Origin of the sequence: Desulfurococcus sp. (genome assembly GCF_049970475.1) — an archaeon.
Lineage (GTDB): Archaea > Thermoproteota > Thermoprotei_A > Sulfolobales > Desulfurococcaceae > Desulfurococcus > Desulfurococcus amylolyticus.
In genome coordinates this window covers 1-23,322 of record NZ_JBMFMW010000006.1, presented here as the reverse complement: position 1 = coordinate 23,322, position 23,322 = coordinate 1, and the positions used below count along the sequence as shown (strand labels likewise).

21 protein-coding genes and 1 pseudogene are annotated in these 23,322 nt (G+C 45.8%); 16 read left to right on the top strand and 6 right to left on the bottom strand.

The annotated features are described in order from the left end of the window. Nucleotides 1–270 (top strand): annotated as a pseudogene (locus ACP5N5_RS00955) (flavodoxin family protein); the annotation flags it as partial. Here ACP5N5_RS00955 and ACP5N5_RS00950 read toward each other — a convergent pair. Further along, entirely contained in the window at nucleotides 267–956 is a 690-nt protein-coding gene (locus ACP5N5_RS00950; protein ID WP_428131392.1) for a DUF357 domain-containing protein, read from the bottom strand. The pseudogene ACP5N5_RS00955 and the gene ACP5N5_RS00950 sit on opposite strands and share 4 nt — an antisense overlap. 110 nt (nucleotides 957–1,066) lie before the next feature. Here ACP5N5_RS00950 and ACP5N5_RS00945 point away from each other — a divergent pair, with 110 nt between their 5' ends. After that, nucleotides 1,067–2,737: a hypothetical protein gene (locus ACP5N5_RS00945; protein ID WP_428131389.1), complete on the top strand. Its 1,671-nt coding sequence runs from the start codon at nucleotides 1,067–1,069 to the stop codon at nucleotides 2,735–2,737. A gap of 289 nt (nucleotides 2,738–3,026) precedes the next feature. On the opposite strand, the gene ACP5N5_RS00940 is transcribed toward ACP5N5_RS00945, so the two are convergent. Then, nucleotides 3,027–4,652 (bottom strand): APC family permease, encoded by a 1,626-nt coding sequence (locus ACP5N5_RS00940; protein WP_428131381.1) that lies wholly within the window; start codon nucleotides 4,650–4,652, stop codon nucleotides 3,027–3,029. A gap of 185 nt (nucleotides 4,653–4,837) precedes the next feature. Continuing rightward, nucleotides 4,838–6,124, bottom strand: a complete 1,287-nt coding sequence (locus ACP5N5_RS00935) for a TrpB-like pyridoxal phosphate-dependent enzyme (RefSeq protein ID WP_428131377.1) — start codon at nucleotides 6,122–6,124, stop codon at nucleotides 4,838–4,840. A 338-nt stretch (nucleotides 6,125–6,462) separates the two neighbouring features. On the opposite strand from ACP5N5_RS00935, the gene ACP5N5_RS00930 reads away from it, so the two are divergent. Then, on the top strand, nucleotides 6,463–6,870 hold the full coding sequence (locus tag ACP5N5_RS00930; protein ID WP_012608411.1) for a Tfx family DNA-binding protein: 408 nt from the start codon (nucleotides 6,463–6,465) through the stop codon (nucleotides 6,868–6,870). A gap of 50 nt (nucleotides 6,871–6,920) precedes the next feature. Then, entirely contained in the window at nucleotides 6,921–7,067 is a 147-nt protein-coding gene (locus tag ACP5N5_RS00925; RefSeq protein ID WP_428131368.1) for a hypothetical protein, read from the top strand. Between the two features lie 250 nt (nucleotides 7,068–7,317). On the opposite strand, the gene pyrB is transcribed toward ACP5N5_RS00925, so the two are convergent. Further along, nucleotides 7,318–8,241, bottom strand: coding sequence for an aspartate carbamoyltransferase (gene pyrB / locus ACP5N5_RS00920; protein WP_428131361.1), 924 nt, complete (start codon nucleotides 8,239–8,241; stop codon nucleotides 7,318–7,320). Between the two features lie 35 nt (nucleotides 8,242–8,276). Then, nucleotides 8,277–9,617: an allantoinase AllB gene (gene allB, locus ACP5N5_RS00915; RefSeq protein ID WP_428131355.1), complete on the bottom strand. Its 1,341-nt coding sequence runs from the start codon at nucleotides 9,615–9,617 to the stop codon at nucleotides 8,277–8,279. A gap of 81 nt (nucleotides 9,618–9,698) precedes the next feature. Between allB and ACP5N5_RS00910 the strand changes: the two genes are divergently transcribed. The 12 genes from ACP5N5_RS00910 to ACP5N5_RS00855 all read left to right on the top strand — a co-directional run bounded on the left by ACP5N5_RS00910 (nucleotide 9,699) and on the right by ACP5N5_RS00855 (nucleotide 21,829). After that, entirely contained in the window at nucleotides 9,699–12,041 is a 2,343-nt protein-coding gene (locus ACP5N5_RS00910) for a xanthine dehydrogenase family protein molybdopterin-binding subunit (RefSeq protein ID WP_428131347.1), read from the top strand. After that, a complete protein-coding gene (locus tag ACP5N5_RS00905; RefSeq protein WP_428131340.1) occupies nucleotides 12,028–12,930 on the top strand; it encodes an FAD binding domain-containing protein in 903 nt (300 codons plus the stop codon). The genes ACP5N5_RS00910 and ACP5N5_RS00905 overlap by 14 nt, the downstream gene beginning before the upstream one ends. Then, nucleotides 12,930–13,391 carry a (2Fe-2S)-binding protein gene (locus ACP5N5_RS00900; protein ID WP_428131332.1) on the top strand — a complete coding sequence of 154 codons (462 nt, stop codon included), beginning with the start codon at nucleotides 12,930–12,932 and terminating at the stop codon, nucleotides 13,389–13,391. Before ACP5N5_RS00905 ends, ACP5N5_RS00900 begins: the two co-directional genes overlap by 1 nt. Continuing rightward, the gene (locus ACP5N5_RS00895; RefSeq protein ID WP_428131328.1) at nucleotides 13,392–15,734 is read left to right on the top strand and encodes a xanthine dehydrogenase family protein molybdopterin-binding subunit; all 2,343 of its coding nucleotides are present in this window, start codon (nucleotides 13,392–13,394) and stop codon (nucleotides 15,732–15,734) included. Beyond that, complete coding sequence (locus ACP5N5_RS00890; protein WP_084322156.1) at nucleotides 15,731–16,636, top strand: FAD binding domain-containing protein; 906 nt, start codon at nucleotides 15,731–15,733, stop codon at nucleotides 16,634–16,636. Before ACP5N5_RS00895 ends, ACP5N5_RS00890 begins: the two co-directional genes overlap by 4 nt. Then, nucleotides 16,636–17,097 (top strand): (2Fe-2S)-binding protein, encoded by a 462-nt coding sequence (locus ACP5N5_RS00885; RefSeq protein ID WP_012608402.1) that lies wholly within the window; start codon nucleotides 16,636–16,638, stop codon nucleotides 17,095–17,097. The genes ACP5N5_RS00890 and ACP5N5_RS00885 overlap by 1 nt, the downstream gene beginning before the upstream one ends. A 23-nt stretch (nucleotides 17,098–17,120) precedes the next feature. After that, nucleotides 17,121–17,381, top strand: a complete 261-nt coding sequence (locus ACP5N5_RS00880; protein WP_042667545.1) for a MoaD/ThiS family protein — start codon at nucleotides 17,121–17,123, stop codon at nucleotides 17,379–17,381. A gap of 458 nt (nucleotides 17,382–17,839) precedes the next feature. After that, on the top strand, nucleotides 17,840–19,453 hold the full coding sequence (locus ACP5N5_RS00875) for an APC family permease (RefSeq protein ID WP_428131318.1): 1,614 nt from the start codon (nucleotides 17,840–17,842) through the stop codon (nucleotides 19,451–19,453). Between the two features lie 100 nt (nucleotides 19,454–19,553). Then, complete coding sequence (locus ACP5N5_RS00870) at nucleotides 19,554–20,507, top strand: metallophosphoesterase family protein (protein ID WP_428131313.1); 954 nt, start codon at nucleotides 19,554–19,556, stop codon at nucleotides 20,505–20,507. A 2-nt stretch (nucleotides 20,508–20,509) separates the two neighbouring features. Then, nucleotides 20,510–21,352 carry a hypothetical protein gene (locus tag ACP5N5_RS00865; RefSeq protein WP_042667542.1) on the top strand — a complete coding sequence of 281 codons (843 nt, stop codon included), beginning with the start codon at nucleotides 20,510–20,512 and terminating at the stop codon, nucleotides 21,350–21,352. A gap of 41 nt (nucleotides 21,353–21,393) precedes the next feature. Beyond that, nucleotides 21,394–21,729: an aminotransferase class III-fold pyridoxal phosphate-dependent enzyme gene (locus ACP5N5_RS00860; RefSeq protein ID WP_084322154.1), complete on the top strand. Its 336-nt coding sequence runs from the start codon at nucleotides 21,394–21,396 to the stop codon at nucleotides 21,727–21,729. After that, the gene (locus ACP5N5_RS00855) at nucleotides 21,707–21,829 is read left to right on the top strand and encodes a hypothetical protein (protein ID WP_276813502.1); all 123 of its coding nucleotides are present in this window, start codon (nucleotides 21,707–21,709) and stop codon (nucleotides 21,827–21,829) included. Before ACP5N5_RS00860 ends, ACP5N5_RS00855 begins: the two co-directional genes overlap by 23 nt. Here the strand turns inward: ACP5N5_RS00855 and ACP5N5_RS00850 are convergent. After that, nucleotides 21,826–23,322, bottom strand: a 1,497-nt coding sequence (locus ACP5N5_RS00850) for an amidohydrolase (RefSeq protein WP_428131303.1), incomplete at its 5' end; no start/stop codon positions are given. The genes ACP5N5_RS00855 and ACP5N5_RS00850 overlap by 4 nt on opposite strands.

Below are 23,322 nucleotides of genomic sequence, written 5' to 3'. Positions count from 1 at the left end.
AGTAGTATGGGTGTGCACATTATCCCATGGAGTATGGCGTACAGCCACCTAGATGACGTCACCAGGGATGAGCAGGCCCTAAGAGACTCCTATAACGTGGGATATATCGTGGCTAAGACCGCGAGGGCCCTGATGAATTATGAGTACATAGGGTATAATCCATCAGTTAACATAGTTGAATTAGCTGAACTAGCTCGTAAATACGCTATTGCAGAGTCAGCTGAGAGGGAGGAAAGAATTAGGAACCTTGAAAGCCTTCTGAATGGTTAACAATACTTGTTTTTTATCCTCTCGATAATCCTGCTAGAGCTCCACTCGCCTATCCTTGACTCCAGCTTCTCAACCCTCACGTTACTTAGCCCCTTTTTCTCGAGGAGGCTCTTCAATTCGTCTGGCTGGATCCATTGATCCGGTCCTAGAAGCACAATATCCGGCTTCAACTCTACAATTGGTTTTAAGAAGTCCTCTTCATCACCCATTATTGCTTTTGACACGTATTTCACGTTTTCCACGATCAGCAATCTCTCTTTTTCATCCATAATGGGTTCTCTCCCCTTGAACCTGGTGAAGTTTCTATTCCTTGAGACAACCACATATACTTCTCCAAGCTCCCACGCCCTCTTAAGCAAGTAAATATGACCTGGGTGGAGGAACTCGAAGCTGCCTGCCACGAGAACCCTAGGCCTCTTCAATAGTTCTGAGAGAGGCTTCCAGTTGAATGAGATAATGTTTTGATATCTCAGCGAGTCAAGGAGACCCTCCGCGTATGCTATGCAGGCTAGACTAGTGAAGCAGTCGTTTTTTTCGAGATAGTACTTTGCATCGCTTACATAGCTACAGGCTAGCTCAATAATATATCGATGCCTTGGATCAAGCTCCCTGATAGCGGTTGCTTGTTGGAGCACCTGTTCGACATTATCTATGTAGGCTTTAACTCTATCACATAGAGTGGTCATTCTATGTGTACACCCGGTTATCCTTTACTGTGTCATAGAATATTGCTCCAAGTATTTAATCCGTGAGCTATAATAATCTTTAATGGTTTGAACCGAGGGTTGATTGTTTCATGGGTGAGGAGGGATATATTGATCAACTACTTGATTTCCTGCGATCAAGGAGCTTTCACAATGGGGAGGCTTCAATAATACCTGTCTTAACTCATCCCTGGAACGTGGCCAGTGTAGTTAATAGGCTCGGCGAGGAGCTAGGGATATTGGACTTTATTATTTTAACCAGGAAAGAACTAGTTGATGACGTGTATCAATCGCTTTCCCAGGAACCCGCCCTCACCAGTGAACTAAATATATACGTGGATCACATGTATGTGAAAAGCATATTGCATGACAGCGTATTCGATAACGCCGTAAGGCTTCAGTACTTTATAAATAATATTAGCGATAGAATCAGGAGAATATATATAGATTTAACCCTCACAACCGGCCCATTCGCGGTAACGCTTCAAGGAGTTTTTAGTAAGACAGGGAGTCACCCGATAATATATACCTACGTGGATACTATACCGTTACCGGGGCTCCCGCAATATCCTAGTAGCCCTAGATGGATGCATAGGGTGTATGTCTATGATGATGAGTCTCATCCTTTAGAGACCAAGCATGGTGGAACCGGGGATAAAACGCTCTCAGCCACTATTTCCGGTAAAATAATGTGGAAGGGAACGCGCGGTATATTCGAGGATATCTCCAGAATCATGAATAAGTTAATAGATGTCAGGTTGATGGAGAAGATAAGTGGTGAATTCAGGGAGGATATCCCAGAGTCCTCTCCAGTGCTTGTGGTGAACGCTTTGAACTCTGTGAACGGAGAGAGAAAGAAGATTATATCGCTTAAACTGATCGAGGGACCCGATGAGGATTCAGTCAATATGATGATGAGTAACTGGAAAATACTGTCGGAACTAGTCTATGAACTCCACCAGGACGCTGATAAGTCATCCATTGAGAGGATACTAATGCAGTTCCAGAGATATACTGGTGCAGTTGACCTAATAGCTAGGGAGCTCGAGGGGCAGAATGCCAGAGACTATGAGGGCTGGAAGATGCACAGCCTCCTAGTAGATATGTATAGGAGGCTTAGAAGACCCATAGCCCTACTCCCCGACACCAATATGTTCTACCAGGGGCTACATATGACACTGTTGAAGGCTAGTATTAAAAACGGGAAGCCATGGAACCCCATCGATGGTGTCAGGATATATATACCTGTCTGTGCTGAGGCCGAGATAAACGGGAAAGTGGCAGGGGTTTCAAGCGAGACAACCGGAATCTCTAAGTACTCTTATATAATGGCTTTGCTTGCCAATAGAGCTATAGATGAGATCAAACAGTATTACAAGGGAGTACATCTGCCTGCTGTGAGCCAGCCTTGCGAGGCCTCAATAGCTGTGGTAGAACAGGGTTTAAGTGAGGAAAGGATAATACTGGTAACAGCGGATAAGAAAGCATATAATGCATGGGTAACCCTGAATGTCTGTAGGGACAGGGTTATATGTATATACGTGGGACACAGGAATAAGCCGTTGAACATAGATGGATTGTACTCTAAATTCTATGCTAGCATTGTGCTGGCAAGCCAGATTTACGTGGCTAGCTCTATAATCCCTCTAGAGCTCTCTATGGATAATAAAAGGATCCGCATGGTGCTTGAAACACTCCAAGGTGCTGGGGCCCCGGTATTAAACATTATTGAGGAACCTACTTCGTACCATAGAGCAAGTTGATCAGTCATGGGAAACTATGGGGAGATGTTGGAAGCACGGAGAAAGCGGTTCTCTACCCACTGCTCTCCCTAATAACATGGCGTCTTGGGTCTAGTGTTAAAGCTCGCTAAGAAAACGAGATAGATAACCTGAAGGTATACTTTTTTACCGGTATTACCGGCTACTACATTAAGTAATGTAGCATATACTTGGCGTCGATCCCCTATTGATAAGGGATCAATTTAATTAAAAAACGATTGACATCCTTTCAGTCTTAGCAAAAATCTCGATTTCAGCCAGCTAGCTGGAACTACATTGGAGGTATCCTGGAGAATACCTCCTCGTATCTTACACCACGGTGCTTCATGTATATTGTGACAGCAATAAATAAGAGGAGGATGGCTCCGAATAACGATGTAGTCACTAATATATCAGTTGGCGAGGTATTGGCGCCAACGGTTAGCGCTAACCCGAATCCAATCGTTGAGGATGTGTAACCCACTATGTATAGTAGCCCCCTGCTTCTATATGTAAATCTATTGTACAGTTTCTCCGAGAACAGTGGTACAGAGATCAATGAGAGCCCTATGAAAACCAGGAAAATCGAGTATCCTAGATTTATCATTTTAAGGAATGAGAGCTCTAATTGCAGGTTAGACTTAATGAAGATTGTTGATAGTAGTATCAGGGTTGAGAGCACGTATATGAATAGGTTCGAATAGTGGGGTACACTGGTTCTATGTGATATCCTAGCCAAGAACCTCGGCATCAAGTGGTCTTGGCTCAGCGCAAGCAATATACGGATACCACTGTTCCAGATAGTCAGCATAGAGTTAAAGTAGAACAGGTATGCTACAGCAGTGAAGATTAACGAGGTATAAGTGTTACCAGTGTAGACAGATATAATGGTGATCAGGCTCGGTGAAGGAGGTGTATTAGTGCCCATAATAATCTTTAATACCCCGGGATAGTAGTGATAGAGGTAGCTGTACGCTGATAGGAAATCGTATCCAGCGATAAGCGTTATAATAACTGGTGTAACAGTATAGAGAGCGATTAATGTAGTGAAGCCAGTAATGTATCCTTTTAAATATGAGTTAACGGGGTCTTTAACCTCACCAGCTATGAAGCTAGCATTCTCCAAACCTAGGTAAGCATACACAGCTACACCGAGCAACGCAAGCGTGGCATTCCACTCGCTTACAGGTTTAAGCGCATTAACGACTACTCCATTGACAACCCCGCCGTACCGGGCTATACTTATTATTTTCCCATAGGAGTCATTGAACAACGTGTTCCAGTTATTAATGAAGACCCTGCTGGAGAATGGGTAGAGTGATATGAGTATAGCTATGTATAATACCAGGGGTATTGCCACGGATACATATAATAGTATTTTTATAACCCTCCTCCCAAAAATTGTTGCGACGAATAAGAATGTAATCATTATAAGTGCTATAATGACTGTAAAGAGTACACTCTTCAGCGACTCACCGAGCGTGATGAGATAACTATTATTAGTGATATACCCGCTCATAATAAATCCATCGCTTAAGATCCCTGTGGAAGAGTAGGCCAGGAAACCAATGGACAACAATCCCCCGCTTAGAAACAGGTATAATGCTATAGAGAGAAAACCTGGAAGCGGCCCGAAGGCCCTGCTCACCAGTATATAGGGGGATGCACTACGCGGAAGAGATGAAGCAGTAATCATGAATAACAATGTGATGGGAATAAACATTAGCCCAGCTAATAGGAAGGCGTATGGCGCTACTCCACCATAAAACCCGGGTGAGCCTGTTGCTGATACAGAGTAGTATAAGAGTCCTGAGGCCAATGGATTAGCTATAACCCATAGAAATATATCGAACCATGTAAATTCCCTTCTAAGTAGATATGCTCTGAAAACCGTGAAAGATGATTCCTCATCACTCATATAGCATACCTCTATCCATTCAAACTATTATTACACCTAGATTCTATATTTATGTTTGTAGAATATAAATTTTCGGTGAAACAATAAACATTATATTTCCCATGATTTACCTGGATTGGAGATTGAATAAAAATACAAAATATCTTACTTTAAATAGAGCTCGCCATAATTCTAATCCAATACCACTAATGATTCCTCGTGTACGCTGAGAGATCCAGTAGCCCATGTCCGCTTAGATTGAATAATATTGTTGGTCTCTCGCTGGCACCCCTGTATTTCAACGCTACATCTATCACTGCTTTCACTGCATGAGAGCTTTCAGGGGCCGGAAGAATACCCTGGGTTCTGGCGAATACGAGTCCAGCCTCCAATACCTCGTCCTGAGGGTATGCAACTGGTTTTACGATATTGTTTTTCACAAGTATGCTTAGCGAGGGAGCAACGCCATGGTATCTTAATCCACCTGCATATATTGGCGGTGGGATGTAGTCGTGTCCCAGGGTATACATTTTTAATAATGGTGTTAATCCGGCTGTATCGCCGTAGTCGTATCTATACTCACCCCTGGTCATAGAGGGAACTGTTTCTGGTTCAACAGCGATGAACACTGGTGGCTCGCCATTATTATAGTTGTAGCCTATGAATGGGTATGAGAGCCCAGCGAAGTTGGAGCCTCCTCCAACGCATCCAATAACATAGTCTACTCTCTCAACCCCTAGTAACTCTAATTGCTTAATGGCTTCTAACCCTATCACAGATTGATGCAGTAGTACATGGTTTAAGACGCTTCCAAGGCTATACTTAGCTCTACCCCCACTCAACACCACATCTTCTATTGCTTCACTTATAGCTATACCTAGGCTGCCAGGGTGATCAGGGTTCTCTGCCAAGAGCTTTCTACCGGTATTGGTCTTAGTGCTTGGACTAGGATATACTTCGGCACCATAGGCCTCCATCAGGATCCTTCTATAAGGTTTCTGAAGATAACTAGCCCTTACCATGAATACCCTTACCTTTAACCCGTATATGTTGCCAGCTAATGAGAGAGCTGAGCCCCACTGACCAGCGCCGGTCTCAGTGGACACCCTTTCAACGCTTTCAACTGCATTATAGTATGCCTGCGCAACAGCTGTATTGATTTTATGGGATCCCGTGGGGAGTACACCCTCGTATTTAAAGAATATTCTTGCATTAGTCTTCAAAGCTTCTTCCAGTCTTCTCGCCCTTATCAATGGCGTGGGCCGTCCCAGCATAAGTAGTGTCTCTCTGACAGCCTCGGGGATAGGTATTCGGCTCTGTGTACTGATCTCCTGGTCCACGAGACTCCTGGGGAACAATACTTCCAGCTCGCTTCTTTTAACTGGCTCCCCGCTAGAATGAATCATGGGAGGTAGTGGTTCAGGTAGATCGGGTACTATGTTATACCAGTAGGATGGGAGTATATCGGGGGTTTGGGTACTTCTTAATTCCATTCCAACATAGTATCACCAGGAGGTAATATTTAGGGGGTTTGACATATAAATCTTTGCTTTTGTATAATAATTAATGAGAAGATTATGTATAAAATATAGATGGCCACGGCTGAAAACCTCTCTCAAAGAGCGTGGTGCCGGGAAACATTTATAAGCCTTGTAATTGTGCTATCTATATCTCAGTATAATAATAAGTTTAGAGGTCGTGATCGGGCTGGAGGCATAGATACTTATGTCCTGGGCCCTGGATAAGGAGGTCTCTAGCTGTTTTTATTACTCTGCAGACGAAACATATACAGTGAACTAGTGGATCATCCCTGAAAGCAATGGGGGTCTAAATGAAATATGGACTTCTAACCGAGAAGCAGTACCTTGTGCTTAAATACAGGGCACAGGGGTTAACACAGGAAGAGATAGCGAGGATCCTAGGTATCTCTAGGAGCACTATTGCTGTAATAGAGAAGTCAGCCTTAAGGAAGATAAGGATGGCTGAAGAAACCATACGTCTATACAGGCTTCTCCATGCGGCAGGCTATATCGATATACCTGCTGGAACACATATGGCTGAAATACCAGGGATGCTTATCAAGAAGGCTGATGAACTAGGGATAAAGTTAAAGGGTGATTTCAACCTGATATATGGACAACTACGCTTACTCATAGGTGCACGAGTAACGAGGTTGCCGCGATACGTGAGGGCGGTAATTCATAGCGATGGCTCATATGAGTTCTACCTCCTGACCTAACCGTTCCCCGTTCTAGGTCATCATGAGGTCTCTGTAGGGTGGTTTATGGATTGTCTAAGACTAGGTTTATAAGCGTTGAAAACCTTGAAAAAACTGCAACCCAGAAACTGCTTGCATACTCTACCACTCAACATCTCCCCCTGAAATCCATCAGTAATCCAAGTATGCCTGCTCCGAGGGGTTCAGGTCTCACATAGGTTTATTTAAATTGGTTTCATCACTTCATCCTTGTTCCCCCTGTATCCCCTTTGGGCTTGCATACGGCTTAGGGGTGTTCGCGGGCACACCGGAGCCCGTGCATCTTGAGTACTTTATGAATAGGTTTATGCATGCGATTACATTCTTCAATAAAAGAATTCAATAGTAAACCTATATGAAAGCGGAAACAGCATACCGAGGCTTAAAAACTCTATTTATCTTTAAATCCATGATTTAAATTTGTATCGATTAGACTCCGAGGATTATTTTTATCAATGCCATCCTCATGTAGAGACCGTTCTTGGCTTGTTCAAAGTATATCGCTTGGGGTAGCACGTCTACATCGGTGGTAAGTTCCCACACTCTTGGGAGTGGATGCATTATCATGGGTATCTTCTTGAAACGTGAGAGGTACTCGTATGTAATAATATAGCTTCCCTTAAGCCTCTCATACTCCTCTGGATTCATTCTCTCCTTCTGTAGTCTTGTCACATACAGGATATCCAGTTTCTCCATTGCATCGTCTGGTTTTTCGAGGAGTTCGTACCTTGTCCTCCTCTGGTCAAGTATCTTCAATACTTCTTCACGGGGTCTTAGTGCCTGCGGTGAGATAAAGTATATTGTTACATCCCTAAAGTTGGATAATATATATGATAGGCTAGAGATGGTTCTACCATACTTTAAATCCCCCATTACCCCTATTGTTACCCCATCTATTCTACCCAAGCTCCTCCATATAGTGTAGACATCAAGTAGGGCTTGCGTTGGGTGTTCATTGTATCCATCCCCGGCGTTCACCACTGGGGCTCTGCATATTTCAGCAGCCTTAGCCGCGAACCCGGGTTCCCTATGTCTCACAACTATTATGTCGGGATCGTAGCTATCAACTGTCCTGAGGGTGTCCTCAGGGCTCTCTCCCTTGGCTCTACTCGTGACCTCCTCGGGTCCTAGATCAATTACGTTGCCCCCTAGCTTAGCCATGGCGAACTGAAAGCTCAGCCGGGTTCTAGTGCTGGGCTCGAAGAACGCTGTGAAAAGTATTCTTCCCTTGGCCAGTTCTAGTTTTTCACCGTTTTCAACACGCCTCCTTAACTCCTCTGCTATGGTGATTAATTTCTCCACATCGCTCCTGGAGAACTGGAGGGCTGATATAACATCCATTCCCTTATACATGGGGTACACCACAACTACTTTATGGTGAGCCCCCGTTATAATTTAACTGGTCTAATCCATTTTCCAACAGGTTTATCTGTGATCACGCCATCACGGTATATCACCATCCCTCTGAGTATAGTGTACCTTATCTTACCCTTAAGCCTCCACCCTATGTATGGAGAGAGCTTATACTTGTATTCAAGCCACTCCTCCGTTACAACCGTCTCGCCACCCGGGTCGACGATAACTAGGTCTCCATCGAACCCTATATCTATCGAGCCCTTTCTAGGCCACAATCCCCATAGCTTAGCTGGGTTCTCAGATAGTAGTATAGGCATCCTGGTTAAGGGGACTACATTCCTTAAAGCTAGATCGAGCATTATGGGAAGCAGTGTTTGAACCCCGGGCATCCCTGATGCAGCGCTCCATATATCCCTCTTCTTCTCCTCTTGGGTGTGGGGGGCGTGATCTGAGCCAAGGGTGTCTATTAGACCGTTCCCCACGGCTTCAAGTAGTCTCTCCCGGTGAATGCCTCCCCTTATTGGTGGGTTAACCTTGATTAAGCTTCCGTGTTTCTGGTAGTCAGCCTTATCAAGTACGAGGTAGTGTGGGCATGTCTCTCCATATATTTCAACTCCCTCGCTCCTAGCTTTTCGAACGGCTTCAAGCGCCTCTATAGATGATATATGTACTATCAATACTCTCCCATGGGTTTGCTTCGCGATGGTGGCTATTTTAACAATACTGTATTCCTCAGTTATTGGCGGCCTAGCCTCGATATGGAGCCATGGATCCATTCCGCCTCCTGCCTTCACCTTCTCGGTGAAATAGGTTACCAGTGAATGGTCTTCAGCGTGGAAGGCTATCGTAACTCCTGTCTTGCCTGATTTAGAGAGGGCTTCATATAAACTGCTATCACTAGGCGGCGGGATATTACCTGTCGTCGGGCCCATAAATATCTTGAAGCCTACTGCTCCTGCTGCGATAATGTCCTCGAATAAATGTATATTCCCATCGTGGAGGACGCCGAGAAGCGCGTAGTCAACATACGCCTTCGACTCAAGCAGTCTCGCCTTACTGGCTAATTTACCTGGGTCCTCCACCGGTGGAAGCGTATTAGGGTGCTCTATAACTGTTGTAACGCCTCCTTTTAAAGCAGCCCTGGTTCCATGAGTGAAGTCATCCTTGTACTCTAGGCCGGGCTCCCTCATGTGTACGTGCTCATCTATTACACCGGGTAGTACAAGCATGCCTGATGCATCGATGACCTCATCCACCCCACTAGTGCTAAGTCCAACCCCTATCTCAGTGATAACCCCGTTCACTATTTTCACATCAGCCCCGAATACTCTCCGAGGAGTAATGAGGAGCCCGTTTCTAATGAGTAGGCTCATAGCTATCACATTATGGATCGATGATATATTGAATAAAAAATATTTATTTATTATAGCAATAAATTGACTTGAGGTGCACTTATGGCGGATTCAACCAGCCTCCTGGAGAAATGGCTCTCAGCAAGTGAATTCCTCGTTATAGGTAGGAAAGTGTCAAGAGTCGACTCCCTGGAAAAGGCTCTTGGTAAAGCATTATTCACTGAGGATTACTACATAGACTACTTCCTCGGTAATGCATTATACGTTAAGCAAGTGTTAAGCACTTATCCACATGCAAGACTGAAGAGTATAAGCCTACCGGAACACCTGAGGAGTAAGGGCGTGAAGTTGTTCACAGCTAGGGATATACCCGGGGAAAACCAGGTGGGATACGCGTTGCCTGATCAACCATTACTTGCAGAAGGAAAGGTGAGATATCACGGGGAAGTAGTGGCACTGGTTGCCTCCATAGATATGGATGAAGCTCTCAGGGCAGTTGAGGAGGTAAGGGTAGAGTATGAGCCCTTACCATATATACTGGATCCGTTGGAGGCTATGAATAGGAATGATATCCTTATCCACGAGGAAGCGGGCTCGAATATAGCGTTTAAGACGAGGGTTAGGAGGGGTAATGTCGAGGAGGGGTTTTCAAGAGCCCATGTCATAGTTGAGAATGAGTATAGGCTACACCACCAGGAGCATGCATACCTGGAGACTGAAGCGGCGTTGGCTATCCCGAGTATTGAGGGGGGCGTGACTATAATAGGTGGGCTCCAGTATCCTCACCTCGGGCAGAGAATAGTTGCAAGGGTCCTGGGTTTACCATTAAGTAAGGTAAAAATAGTTGCACCTTACATAGGTGGAGGCTTCGGCGGTAAGGATGACGAGGGCCCGTTGGCATGTGCTAAGGCAGCTCTTGTAGCCTACTTGACTGGTAAGCCAGCCCTACTGATATATAGTAGGGAGGAATCAATCAAGGTGCATCCTAAGAGGGAGGCGGCAATCATAAGGTATAGGAGCGGGGCTGATGCCAATGGGAGGCTCACGGCTATAGATGTAACAATAATACATGACACTGGTGCATACGCTAACAGAGGGCCCTTCATACTTTGGCGTGCAACAATGCATGCCTCCGGACCCTATGTAGTACCCAATGCAAGGATCGATGGCTACGCTGTGTACACTAATAAAGTGTACCAGGGCTCGTTCAGGGGCTTCGGCAACTTATCAATACAGTTCGCTGTTGAGAGGCAGATGGATCAATTAGCTGAGAGACTCGGGTTAGACCCAGTTGAATTCAGGTTGAAGAACATTGTAAGAGAGGGCTCTTTCACTATCACAGGGCAGCTACTAGACCACTCTGTTGGAGTAGCCGATGCCTTGGTAAAGGTTGCTAATACATGCCGGTGGCGTGAGAGGAGGCGTGAGATAGAGGAGTTCAATAAGCATAGTGAAAGAATTAAGAAGGGTATTGGTGTGGCCGTGGCATGGCATGGTATTAGCACATCCAGGGGTGTACCAGACTGGTCAAACGCATATATGAAGATAGAGCAGGATGGCTCGGTCACGCTGTACACTGGCATCGTGGAGATTGGACAGGGCTCGCCAAGCTCAGCTCATGTACAAATAGTATGCGAGCTACTCGGTATAACACCCGACAGGGTCAGAGTAGTGTATGGCACAACGGATTCCCCCGATACCGGTGCAACCCATGCATCAAGGGGTAGTAGCATAGGGGGGATAGGGGTCTACATAGCGGCTTCGAAGCTAAGGGAGAGGCTGAGCGAGCTGGCATCCAGGGTCCTAGGAGTGTCCGTGGAGGACCTAGTGTTCGCGGATAACAAGGTCTACTCGAAGAGTAACCCTGGTAAGCAGATATCGCTGAGAGACCTCGTTAAGGAGGCGATGGCCAGGGGTGTCGAGTTATCTGCAACAGGCTATTTCTTCCTACCAAAAGGTAGATTCGATGATGCTGTGGGGCAGGGATTCGCGTACCCAGCCTACAGCTATATCGTGGTAGTCTCTGAGGTTGAAGTAGATACATTAACAGGTGTTGTAAGGGTTACACGGGTATATCCAGGCCTAGCTGCTGGAAGGATAATCAATCCCCAGCAGGTCGAGGGACAGATAGAGGGCGCTGTAGCTCAGGGCGTGGGATATGCATTGATGGAGAAACTAGTGTTCAGTGATAACGGAGAGGTATTGAACACTAACCTAACGGACTACGTTATCCCGACGATCAAGGATGTACCGGAGATAGCTGAGCCGATTTACGTTGAAGACTTATTCAAGTACGGTCCCTTCGGCGCTAAAGGTGTCGGTGAAATGGCCCTCATACCTATGCCGGCCTCAATAGCTAATGCTGTAAGTCATGCACTAGGGGTCAATGTAACTAGGACACCATTGACCCCTGAGGAGGTGCTTAGATTGATTGGTAGACTATGAGGTGGTGGCAGTGTTCTACCGGTTACCTGAGATAAGGTATTATAGGCCATCTACACTTGATGAAGCACTCAAACTACTCGGCGAACTGAGTGAGAAGGCTAGAATACTGGCCGGGGGCACGGATCTAGTGCTCGACCTGAAGATTAAGAGGTATAATGTGAGCGATTTAATAGATATATCCAAGTTAAACGAGTTAAGATACATTATTGACGAGGGAGACAGAATCAGAATCGGTGCCTTAACAAGTATACAGGAGATAGCGGATTCCAGTGTCATCGCTGAGAAAGCACCATCACTGAAAAAAGCTGCCGACGAGTTCGCGTACTGGCAGATAAGGAATATGGCTACTATTGGTGGTAATCTCTGTAATGCCTCTCCAGCAGCTGATACAGCGCCACCACTACTAGTCCACGAGGCCCTCGTGAAGACCGCCAGCATCGAGGGCGAGAGAATAATACCAATCACAGAATTCTTCAAAGGGCCCAGGCAGACGGCTCTCAAACCCAGTGAGATACTTGTCGAGGTGGCGATCCCAAGTAAGCCTCAACCCCCTTGGAGGCATGCTTATTATAAACTAGGTAGGAGGAGGGGACATGAGATCTCGGTAACATCGATAGCTATCGCTGCATCGATCGATGCCGGGGTCTTCCAGGATATTAGAATAGCCCTAGGATCAATGGCTCCAACACCTGTTAGGGCGAGAAGTGTTGAAGTGTTCCTGAAGGGAAGAAAGGTCAGCGAGTCGGTTATTGAGGAAGCCGTTGAGAAACTGAGTAGTGATGTGAAGCCAATAAGCGATGTAAGGGCGTCAGCCGAGTATAGGCTCCACGTGTCTAAGGCATTGCTGAAGGATATGCTTCTCAAGCTTGTTAAAGGAGGTGGTGAATAGTGCTCGTTAGGTTCAGGCTTAATAGTAGAGATATAGAGCTAGATGTGCCATCTAATGAAACCCTGATAGACACCTTGAGGCTGAGGCTGAAGGTAAAAAGCGTTAAAAGAGGGTGTGAAAGAGGTGAATGCGGATCCTGCACGATACTACTGGATGGCAGGCCGGTTACCTCCTGTATGCTGCTTACACCTCAGGTAAACGGCAGAGATGTAGTGACCGTGGAGGGGTTAGAGGGGGATCCATTGTTCAACCAGCTGGTTAAATCATTCATTGACAATGGAGCTGTGCAATGCGGCTTCTGTACACCAGGTATATTATTAACGGCGTGGGCAGCTATAAGGGAGAACAGGTTCAGGAGCATGGATGACGTAGCCAGATACCTGGGGAACCTATGCAGGTGCACCGGCTACATTAAGATAGCTAAAGCCGTGTGGAACGTGGCAAGTGGGGTGAGGAAGTAAGTGTACTCCTTCATTGGTAAGAGGAGTATTAGAAAGGATGCATTACCTAAGACCAGTGGCACCATTAAATTCGTCAACGACTTAGAGGCCCCGGGGATGCTTATTGGTAGGATACTTAGAAGCCCCTATGCCTTCGCCGATATAAGGAGGATAGATGCAAGCGAGGCAGAGAGACTTGGCGTTGTGGTTTTAACGCCTGATGATATCCCGCAGAAGCCATTTAATCCACGATTAGTAAGCATCCATGAGGTGACCTATAAGGATACATACGTCTTAACCAAGAAGCCGAGGTACGTAGGTGACGCTATCGCGGCTGTAGCTGCTCCAAGTGAGGAGCTTGCACAGAGGGCTATTGAATCGATTAGGATCGAATACGAGAGGATATATGAGCCGATACTGGATCCCTTTAAGGCAATGGAACCCGGTGCCCCGTTGATACATGAAAGGATTATGAAGGGCAGTGAATGGGTTAATGTGGAGAGAAATATGGCTGCTACGTTAAATTATGTCGAGGGGGATGTGGATAAGGCTTTCAGGGAATCTGATATCGTTATCGAGAGGAGGTTTAAGACCGGTAAGAGATACCATATGCAGTTAGAGCCTAAATCTGTTTTATGCATACCTGAACCAGGCGGTAAGCTGACAATATATGCGACGACGCAGACTATACATAACACCAGGATACTGGTAAGCCAGATCTTCGATATACCGTTAAGCAAGGTGAATGTGGTTAAGGTACCTATAGGCGGATCCTTCGGCTCCAGCATCCAGGTAAACTACTTGGTTCCAATAGCTGTAGCATTATGCCTTAAATCAGGTAAACCCGTCAAGATATCTTATACACGTGAGGAGGATATACTAGACCACTCTAACTTCGTATTCCACTTCAGGATGAAGATAGGGGCTAGGAGAGATGGGGTGTTAATGGGTGCCGAATTCGAGAACATCCTCGACGTGGGAGCTCACCAGGTGCAGCCATATCCCCTCCTGGGCACGAGCCTCGGATGGTTTGTCTCGATGTATAAGTGGAGGAATATAAGGTATATTAGTAAAGCAGTGTACACGAATAAGGTGCCGGCCTGTGCTTTAAGAGGGTACGGGGCGCCTGAGGTGCAATGGGCTGTTGAAACAATGATGGATGAGCTGGCTGAAGAATTGAAGATCGATCCGATAGAGCTCAGGCTGAAGAACTACGTTGGAAGAGGAGAGATATTCTGGGGGCAGGGACCCACAGTTAAATCAGTTATTAAATCAGATGGAGTCCCCGAGTTACTTGAAAAAGGAAGAAAGTTAATAGGCTGGGAGAAGAGGAGTCACCCAAGCAGGAAAAAGGGAAGATATAGGAGAGGCATTGGACTGGCCAGGGGCTTCCATACATCTGGTGCTGGGGGGCCTATCAGCGGGGAGGTAATAGATTATACCGGCTGCATACTCAAGCTCAACGAAGATGGGACACTTGACTATATAACAGCACTACAAGACCATGGAGGCGGCACCCTCGACGCACATGTCAAGATCATCTCAGAGGTCCTAGGGGTACCCCCGGAGCTAGTAAACCTTGCTACTGCTTCAACGGAGAACACGCCGTACGATGTGTGCACTCATGCATCAAGGGGAACTTACGCTGGTGGCGAGGCAGCTAGGAGAGCAGCTGAAATAGTTAGATCCAAGATATTCGAGTACGCGGCCAGGATCGTGGGTAGAGTCGTCAATCCGGAGGCATTCAAGATAAAGTACGATGAAGAGTTGAAGCAAGCCATTGTATACGTTGAAGGCACAGATATAAAGATCCCTCTTAGCGAGATAGCTAGGATAGCTTGGCAAAAGAACTGGGGAACAATAGGTGCCTTCGTATCCTATAGGGCTACCTCGGCTCCACCAAGCTTCACAGTCTACTTCGTTGAGGTTGAAGTAGATACCTGGACAGGTAAGGTGAGGCCTATAAGGGTTATAGCCGGCGCAGACGTTGGTACATTGGTAAATCCAGATATGGTTGAGGGGCAGCTCCACGGTGGCTTTGCAATGGCATGGGGTATGGCATTCACGGAGAACACTGTGTACGAGGAGAACGGTGAGTTAGCTGGGAGAGGCTTGATAACAGATTACAAGATACCAACCATAACGGATATGCCCACACCGGAGGACTTCATTGTTATAACAGCTGATACCTATGAGCCCACGGGGCCCTTCGGCGCTAAGGGGCTTGGTGAGGCGGCTATGAACCCGGCTGTTGGCGCCATAGCCAACGCTATCTACAACGCTATTGGTGTGAGATTCTACGAGCTCCCCATAACGCCTGATAAAATAGTGAAGGCGTTGAGGGAGAGAGGTGAGATTCCATGAGTATTAAGCCATCGTTGATAAATTATAGGAACACGCATATAATACCGTTTAGATTCGAGTACTATGAACCGGGATCTCTTAAAGAAGTATTCGAGATACTTGAAAAACTAGGTAATGCAGCTAAGATACTTGCGGGTGGCACTGATCTACTGGTTAAAATGAAGACTAGGCAAGTGGAGCCGAAGGCACTCGTCAACATTAAGAGGATCAAGGAGCTGAAGGGCATAGTTGACGAGGGAGATAGGATCAGGATTGGCGCGTTAACAACCCTGAGAGAGCTCGAGGAATCATCACTAATAGCAATGCATCTCCCCGCATTACATGACGCGGTTAAACAAATGGCCAGTATACAGATAAGGAATATGGCTACTATTGGTGGTAATCTCTGTAATGCCTCTCCAGCAGCTGATACAGCGCCACCACTACTAGTCCACGAGGCCCTCGTGAAGACCGCCAGCATCGAGGGCGAGAGAATAATACCAATCACAGAATTCTTCAAAGGGCCGGGGCTTACAGTGTTGAAGCCAACCGAGTTACTAGTGGAGATCATTGTTAACAAGGAAAATGGTTCCTCAGCCTTTAGTAAAATGGGGAGGACAGCGATGGATCTAGCTATCGCCAGTGTAGCTATCTACTTGAAGACCAGGGGAGATGTCGTTGAGGATGTAAGGGTAGCTGCTGGCGCGGTAGCCCCTACACCGATTAGATGCCCGAGAACCGAGACCATGTTAAAGGGGCGTATGATAAATGAGGTAAGCGTTGAGCTGGTCAGAGTAATTGAAGAGGAGGTGAAACCAATAAGCGACGTTAGGGCGACGGCTGAATACCGTAGACACCTAGTGAAAATCCTGGCCTACGATGTCTTCCATAAGGCGGTTGAGAGGAGTAGGGGTGGTACTTAATGGTGAAAGTCGTATTCGAGGTTAACGGGAGAACCGTTGAGCTAGATATTGAGCCCAATGAGTTGTTGATCAACACGCTTAGGAACAGGCTTGGATTAACTGGTACCAAGTATGGGTGTGGAATAGGTGAGTGCGGGGCTTGCACTGTGCTCGTTGATGGAGAACCCATGCTCTCTTGCCTCTTGTTAACAGTCGACGTCAATGGTAGGCGTGTGGAAACTGTTGAGGGCTTGACAAGTGAGAGGAATCCTAGTGTAGTCCAGAAGGCATTCATGGAGGAGGGGGCTATTCAATGTGGTTACTGTACACCGGGCTTTATAGTTATGGCTGAGTACATGAGGAGGAGAAACGTAGAGCCCGTGGATGAGAATATCAAGGAATACTTGAAGGGTAATCTATGTAGGTGCACCGGCTACATCAATATATATAAGGCTGTTAGAAAAGCCCTTAAAGCCAGGTAGGTTTCCACCGGGTGTAATATTCATTGATAAAGGTAAAGGTTGTTTTCATCGGCATCATAGCCGAGGCTATTGGCACGCATATCGAGGAATACTCTATACAGGAGAACACGAGGTTAAACGAGCTACTTGATGTAATAGCGGAGAAACACCCCTTCCTCCAAGAGATACTTAGGAATATACCATTAATCAATACCTATGTTAATGGTAGGCATGTAGACTTAAACCATGTTTTAGAGGATAATGATGAAGTGATTATAGCTCCTCCGTTTTATGAAGGAGGTTAGTGCCACGATAACATGTTTAACTGCGTCTTTAATATATATTTATCTCCTTGATTACAACATCACAGTAAGGGAGTAGAGTACTTCACCATGAATAAGCCTTATATTATGCCTACTGTATCGGTTTTAATGTGGGTTTATGTGGTTAATATTAACTTTGCCTAAACCCTTATTCCTCAAAAAGCTATAAGGTATCTATATTGTAAGCGGGTATTGAGGACGACACTATGAACTTGGTTAGCAGTTACGAGGATGAAACCACTCAATGAGACAGAACCTCTTTCATGACCCGGTAGAGATCTAGATATTTCTGCAGGTATTATAATATCACAACCAGTTTAGGAATGTCTCAAGGAATCGATAGACTCCGGCCACATTAAGTTTCTCAACCGGTTGTAAGACTTATGTGGGAGGAAAACTTATATATTATTTATTCATAGAGTTATAAAACGGGGAAATATATGGGTGAAGAAATAGTATTCACTAGGAGAGCTTCTGGGCTAGTGAGAGAGTTAAGCTGGCTGGATATAGCGATATGGGCTATAGCAACACCTGCTGGTTCAGGCATGACGTATTACGCTGTTAAAATCCTCGGAGACCCAGCAGCCTATGGTGGAAGCCTTCCATTAGCGTTCTTCATTGCTGGACTAATGTTCCTACCACTCGTAATAGCCTTTGCAATGATAACTACATCGTTTCCTCGAAGCAATAGCTTATATGTCTTCGTCTCTAGAACTATTCATCCTGTGCTAGGGTTCCTACCATTCTGGTACTTCATCATTGGCGGAGGCTGTGCGATGACTGCTGGCTTCATGATGGTTGTGGGGCTTAAAGCGTTGAGCGGTCCACTTGTAGTTGCATCTGCATTAACCGGTGATCCAGCTCTGTTAAGGATTGGTGAAGCAGCTTCAGACCCCAATATCCAGCTTATAGTGGCATTAATACTTGTCGCCTTACTGTGGATAATAAACTATTTAGGGATGAAGGTGATAAAGTGGGTGCTGAGGATATTAACAATCGTCCCCATGGTCGTTACAATCCTAGTACTAGCATACCTAGCTATCCTGGGAGGTAATGCTGGTCTATCTAAGTGGGACCAGGTATTTGGAGCTGGTGTCGCCGAGGAGATAATGAGGGTTGCATATCAGGGTGATCCATCGTTAGGGGTACAGCCATTAACACGTGTTGACATGTGGTCCGGCACCTATGAGATGCTACTATGGACACTGTGGGCCTGGACCGGTCTTGAGATAGTGACTTTTGTTGGTAGTGAGGTCAAGGATCCATCTAAGAGCTATATTAAGGGGTATATCACAGGCTTCACGCTAGTGATGGTGTTATACCTGCTCAACGCTTTCATTATTCCATGGGTATTCAACTATGATTTTCTAGCGGCTTACGCCTACCTGAAGAGCGAGTATCCTGACGCGTTGAGCAAGATCATGGGTGCCTATGCGCTCCCCGATCCATCGGTGCCACTGGTTGCATCTGTTGCTGTAGGCAATGCCGTCATAGCCGTATTGATAGGCTTATCATACTTCCTATGGTATGTTAACACTGCTCTACCAGTATGGGTTGGCGGAGTCAGGGGATTCTTCTCCATGGCTTTCGACAGGGTGCTACCGGAGAAAATGGCTGAGGTTTCGCCCAGATGGGCTGCACCAACATGGGCTAATCATGTTACAGCTTTAATCGCGTTATTCGGTGCTGTAATGACTTACCTGGAGAACCTCGGCTATGAGCTTGCAACGGCCTTAATATCATTCCTCGACTTCAGCCTCTTCATATTCGTGTGGCCGGTGGGACTGGCATTAATGCTTATCCCATGGTGGAAGCCGGAGTTGTTTAAGAGAATGACTATAACATCTCCTGCCGCAGCCACAGTTATCGGGGCAATAGTGTTTGCCCTTGGCTGGTACTTCATGATATATACGTCTTATAGCCAGCCATTAATAGTCCTGGTTAATATAACGGTTGGACTAATAGGTTTAATAATATTCACGGCTATGTCGGCTAGGAACAGGAGCAGGGGTATTGAACCAGAGAAAATCTATGGCGAAATACCACCAGCATAGCCCAGCCCGATCCAGACATTTTTCTCTCATTCCTTTAAAGCTTATAAACACGTACAGCATTATCCTTGTATGATTGGACAGATGTGGGAATGATAGGGGTATGACATCTAAAATATTCTTCTCGGTGGATGTACATGGGTCTAGCATAGTGTGGAGGAAATGGATCCGTGCCGTGGAAATGTATAATGTGAACGTGTTGATCCTAGCAGGGGATTTAACCGGTAAGGTGCTAGTACCAATAATTAAACATAGTGATGGCTCGTGGACTGCTAGGTACTTCGGTAAAAAATGGATGTTCAAGACCGAGAGCGAGATCAGGGAATTCGAGGATAGGCTAGAGGGTGCGGGAGTGTATTATATCAGGGTTGATGAGAAGGAGTTAGAGGAGTTGAAGAATAATCCTAAACTAGTTGAGGAAGTAATAAATAAAAAAATATCTGAAAGGCTGAGAACGTGGCTAGACCTGCTTACAAGCCATGTAGATACAAAGAGCATTATCACCATAGTGATGCCCGGTAATGATGACGAGTTGTTCATCGATGACATAATAAGGGAATACGAGGATAAAGGCGTTATATATCCACTAGATAAGGTGTTTGAGATAGAGGGACACGAAGTCATTTCCTCACCCTACGTCAACCCGACTCCATGGAAGACTCCCAGGGAGATGGATGAGAAAAGCCTTGAGAAACACCTGGAGAGCCTGGTCTCAAAGCTGAGAAATGTGTCAAGCTCCATCTTCAACTTCCACCCACCGCCTTTCAACACTCACCTTGACCTAGCTCCCAAGCTTACAAGGGATTTGAGACCAGTGGTCGTAGCCGGCCAGATTCAATACGAGCATGTGGGGAGTAAGGCTGTGAGAAAGATCATTGAGAAATATCAACCCTTAATAGGCATGCATGGACACATCCATGAATCCGGGGGCATGGATAAGATAGGGAGGACCATAATTATAAACCCCGGCAGCGAGTATAGCGAGGGTGTTCTAAAGGGATTCATTGTAGAAGTCGATAGGGAGAAACTGGTTAACTACTGGAGGATTGAGGGCTGAACATGAGTGGTATAGGTGAACACGTGAAGTTATCTACCGAGGAATTCGTAAAGGAGGCCATTGAAATAGTGTCTAGAGCGGAATCCAGGAGTGTGAAACTAAGGATCCTGGGTGCATGCGCGATATATATTCACTCGATGCACGAGCAGAGAGCTATCAATATATATAGGTCGCTCGGGAGATTCACATCATCCGGCGCGTTATTCACAGACCTGGATTTAATGGCTTATAGTAAGCAGAGGAAGGATGTAATAAAGTTCTTTGAGGAGGAGTTGAAATTCAAGTATGATCCACTCATAAAGGCATTATTCTCTGGGAAGAGACTCATATACTTTCATCCACAGAACCTCTACCATGTCGACGTCTTCTTCGACGTTCTCGAATTCAACCACGATGTCTACTTCGGCAAGGAGCCGGGTAAGGGGAGGCTGGAACTGGATAATCCAACCATCTCGCTTGCAGACCTGGTCCTCGAGAAACTACAGATAACCAAGATTAACCTGAAAGACCTGGTTGACTTAGCCGTGTTGTTTAGGGCTCATGATATATGTGGTCAAGACATCCATAAGGAATGCATCGATGGGAACCATATAGCTACAATACTCTCGGATGACTGGGGCTTCTGGTATGATGCTACAAGTAATCTGGGAAAACTAACTAAATTCCTTGAGGAGAAACAGAGGGAGGGCTTATTGGATAATAGTGATGTAGAGGATGTAAAGTGGAAGACAGGGAAGTTAATGGAGTTAATTGATAGAACACCTAAGACAAAGAACTGGATAAAGAGGTCTAAGATAGGGACCTCCAAGCCGTGGTATAGGGAAGTAGAGGAAGTAGTGAGATAGGGTAAGGAAGACATAGATGAGCCTCATACCTTTATCGAAGAATACCACAGGGTTTTTCAAGGTCATCTAGAACAGAATATGTCCCAACGGTCATCAAGGAGGCATATAACTCTGTAGTTATCGATGTATATGGAAGAAGGTACATAGACTTCTCATCAAGCACATCAGTAGTGAACACCGGCTATAATAATCCAAAAATACTAGACGTCGTTGAAAAGCAGTTGAGGGAGCTGATTCATTACACTCATATATATGGCTTCAATGAGCCGGCATTAAAACTAGCTAGGAAGCTAATCTCTATAACAGGTGTAGTGGATGGAAAAGTAATCTTGGGTCTGAGCGGTAGCGATGCTAATGAAGGGCTGTTTCATTGTTGAAAATGGGTTGAGAATACTTGAGAAGGCTATTGATGATGTGGAAAAAGGAAGGGTAAGAGATGATGTTGTAGAGATGGTGAAGGGATGGGGTGACTACTAGTATATTCTCTCCCCTCCTATATATGTCTCCAATACCTTAATGCCTCTAACCTCATCGATGTCTACTTCGAACGGATCTCTGTCAACCACTATAAAGTCTGCTAATTTCCCTTCCTCCAATGAGCCTAGTTCCTCTTCCTCACCTATCACGTATGCTGATCCATACGTATAATAGTAGAGGGCGTCCTCAAGAGTTAATGCTTCATTCCTCGTGTCCTCGTAGAAAAATATATTCTCATTCCTCCCCCTTGTAACAGCCGCATATATCGTCTCCCACGGGTTCAATGGCTCAACCGGTGAATCGGTGGAAAAACCTAGCATTACTCCTTTACTGGTCATGGTTTTAAATGGATATAACCACTTAATCCTCTCACTACCTAGTCTCTCCTTAGCCCACCAATCCGAGATCACGAAGTGTGGTTGGACAGAGATGGCTATTCCCAGCCTAGATGCCTCCTCGATTTGATCCGGCCTTATGACAGAGGCATGTTCAATCCTGTGTCTAATCCTTCCGCTTACTCCGAGTTCTCTGTATACACTGAGTATTAGATCTATTGCCGCATCACCGATACCGTGTACCGCTACTTGGAAGCCTTGCTTAGAGGCTTTCTCAAGGACCTCGCGAAGCTCCTCCTTACTAATCAGCTGCCTCCCACTAACTGATGGCTTATCGCTGTAAGGCTTTGATAGCCAGGCTGTCCTAGCCCCTAGGCTCCCATCCGCGAATAATTTAACCCCCTTTATCCTCAGGTACTCGTTGCCGAAGCCCCCTTTAACACCCAGCCTGCTTACATCATTGAACAAGCCTGGCTCCATGTATACCCTAATCCTTGGATACCTCCATCCATTACTCTGAAATAATGTGAAGAGGGCTTCAAGCGAATATCTACCGCAACTCATGAATCCTATTGTTGTAACACCCAGTGATGACGCGTATTTCAACGCGGACTCCATGAGCCCGACTCTTGCATCCATGCTCATGGATCCATTAAGAATACTTAGCGCCTCGCCTACCGCGTCCTCAACTACTATGCCGGTTGCAACACCTGATTCATCCCTTACTATATTAGATGTCTGCTTGGTAAGTAAACCAGTTATCCCCATTGCCTTAGTGTTTAATACTGCTGCATGCCCGCATACCCTGATTAATATAACTGGTTTATCACCGATTACCTCGTCTATGTCCCAGCGTGTAGGCCATCTCTTCTCATCGAATAATTCCTGGTCCCATCCCCGGCCTATGATGATTCCCGGGTTCTTTTCCTCATTGTACTCTCTAATCCTCTTCTTCAACTCATCTATGCTCCTTACCCCTCTGAGGTCGAGTGTAGCTAGCTGCAGGCCCAGGCTGTCCAGGTGCATGTGTGAGTCTATGAAGCCGGGTAGAATAATCCTTTCCCCGAGATCCACTATTTCCCCCTTAAGCATCCTGCAAATAGATAAAGCATCCTCGTTTTCCCCAACATATAGGATCCTGCCATATGCAGCGACAAC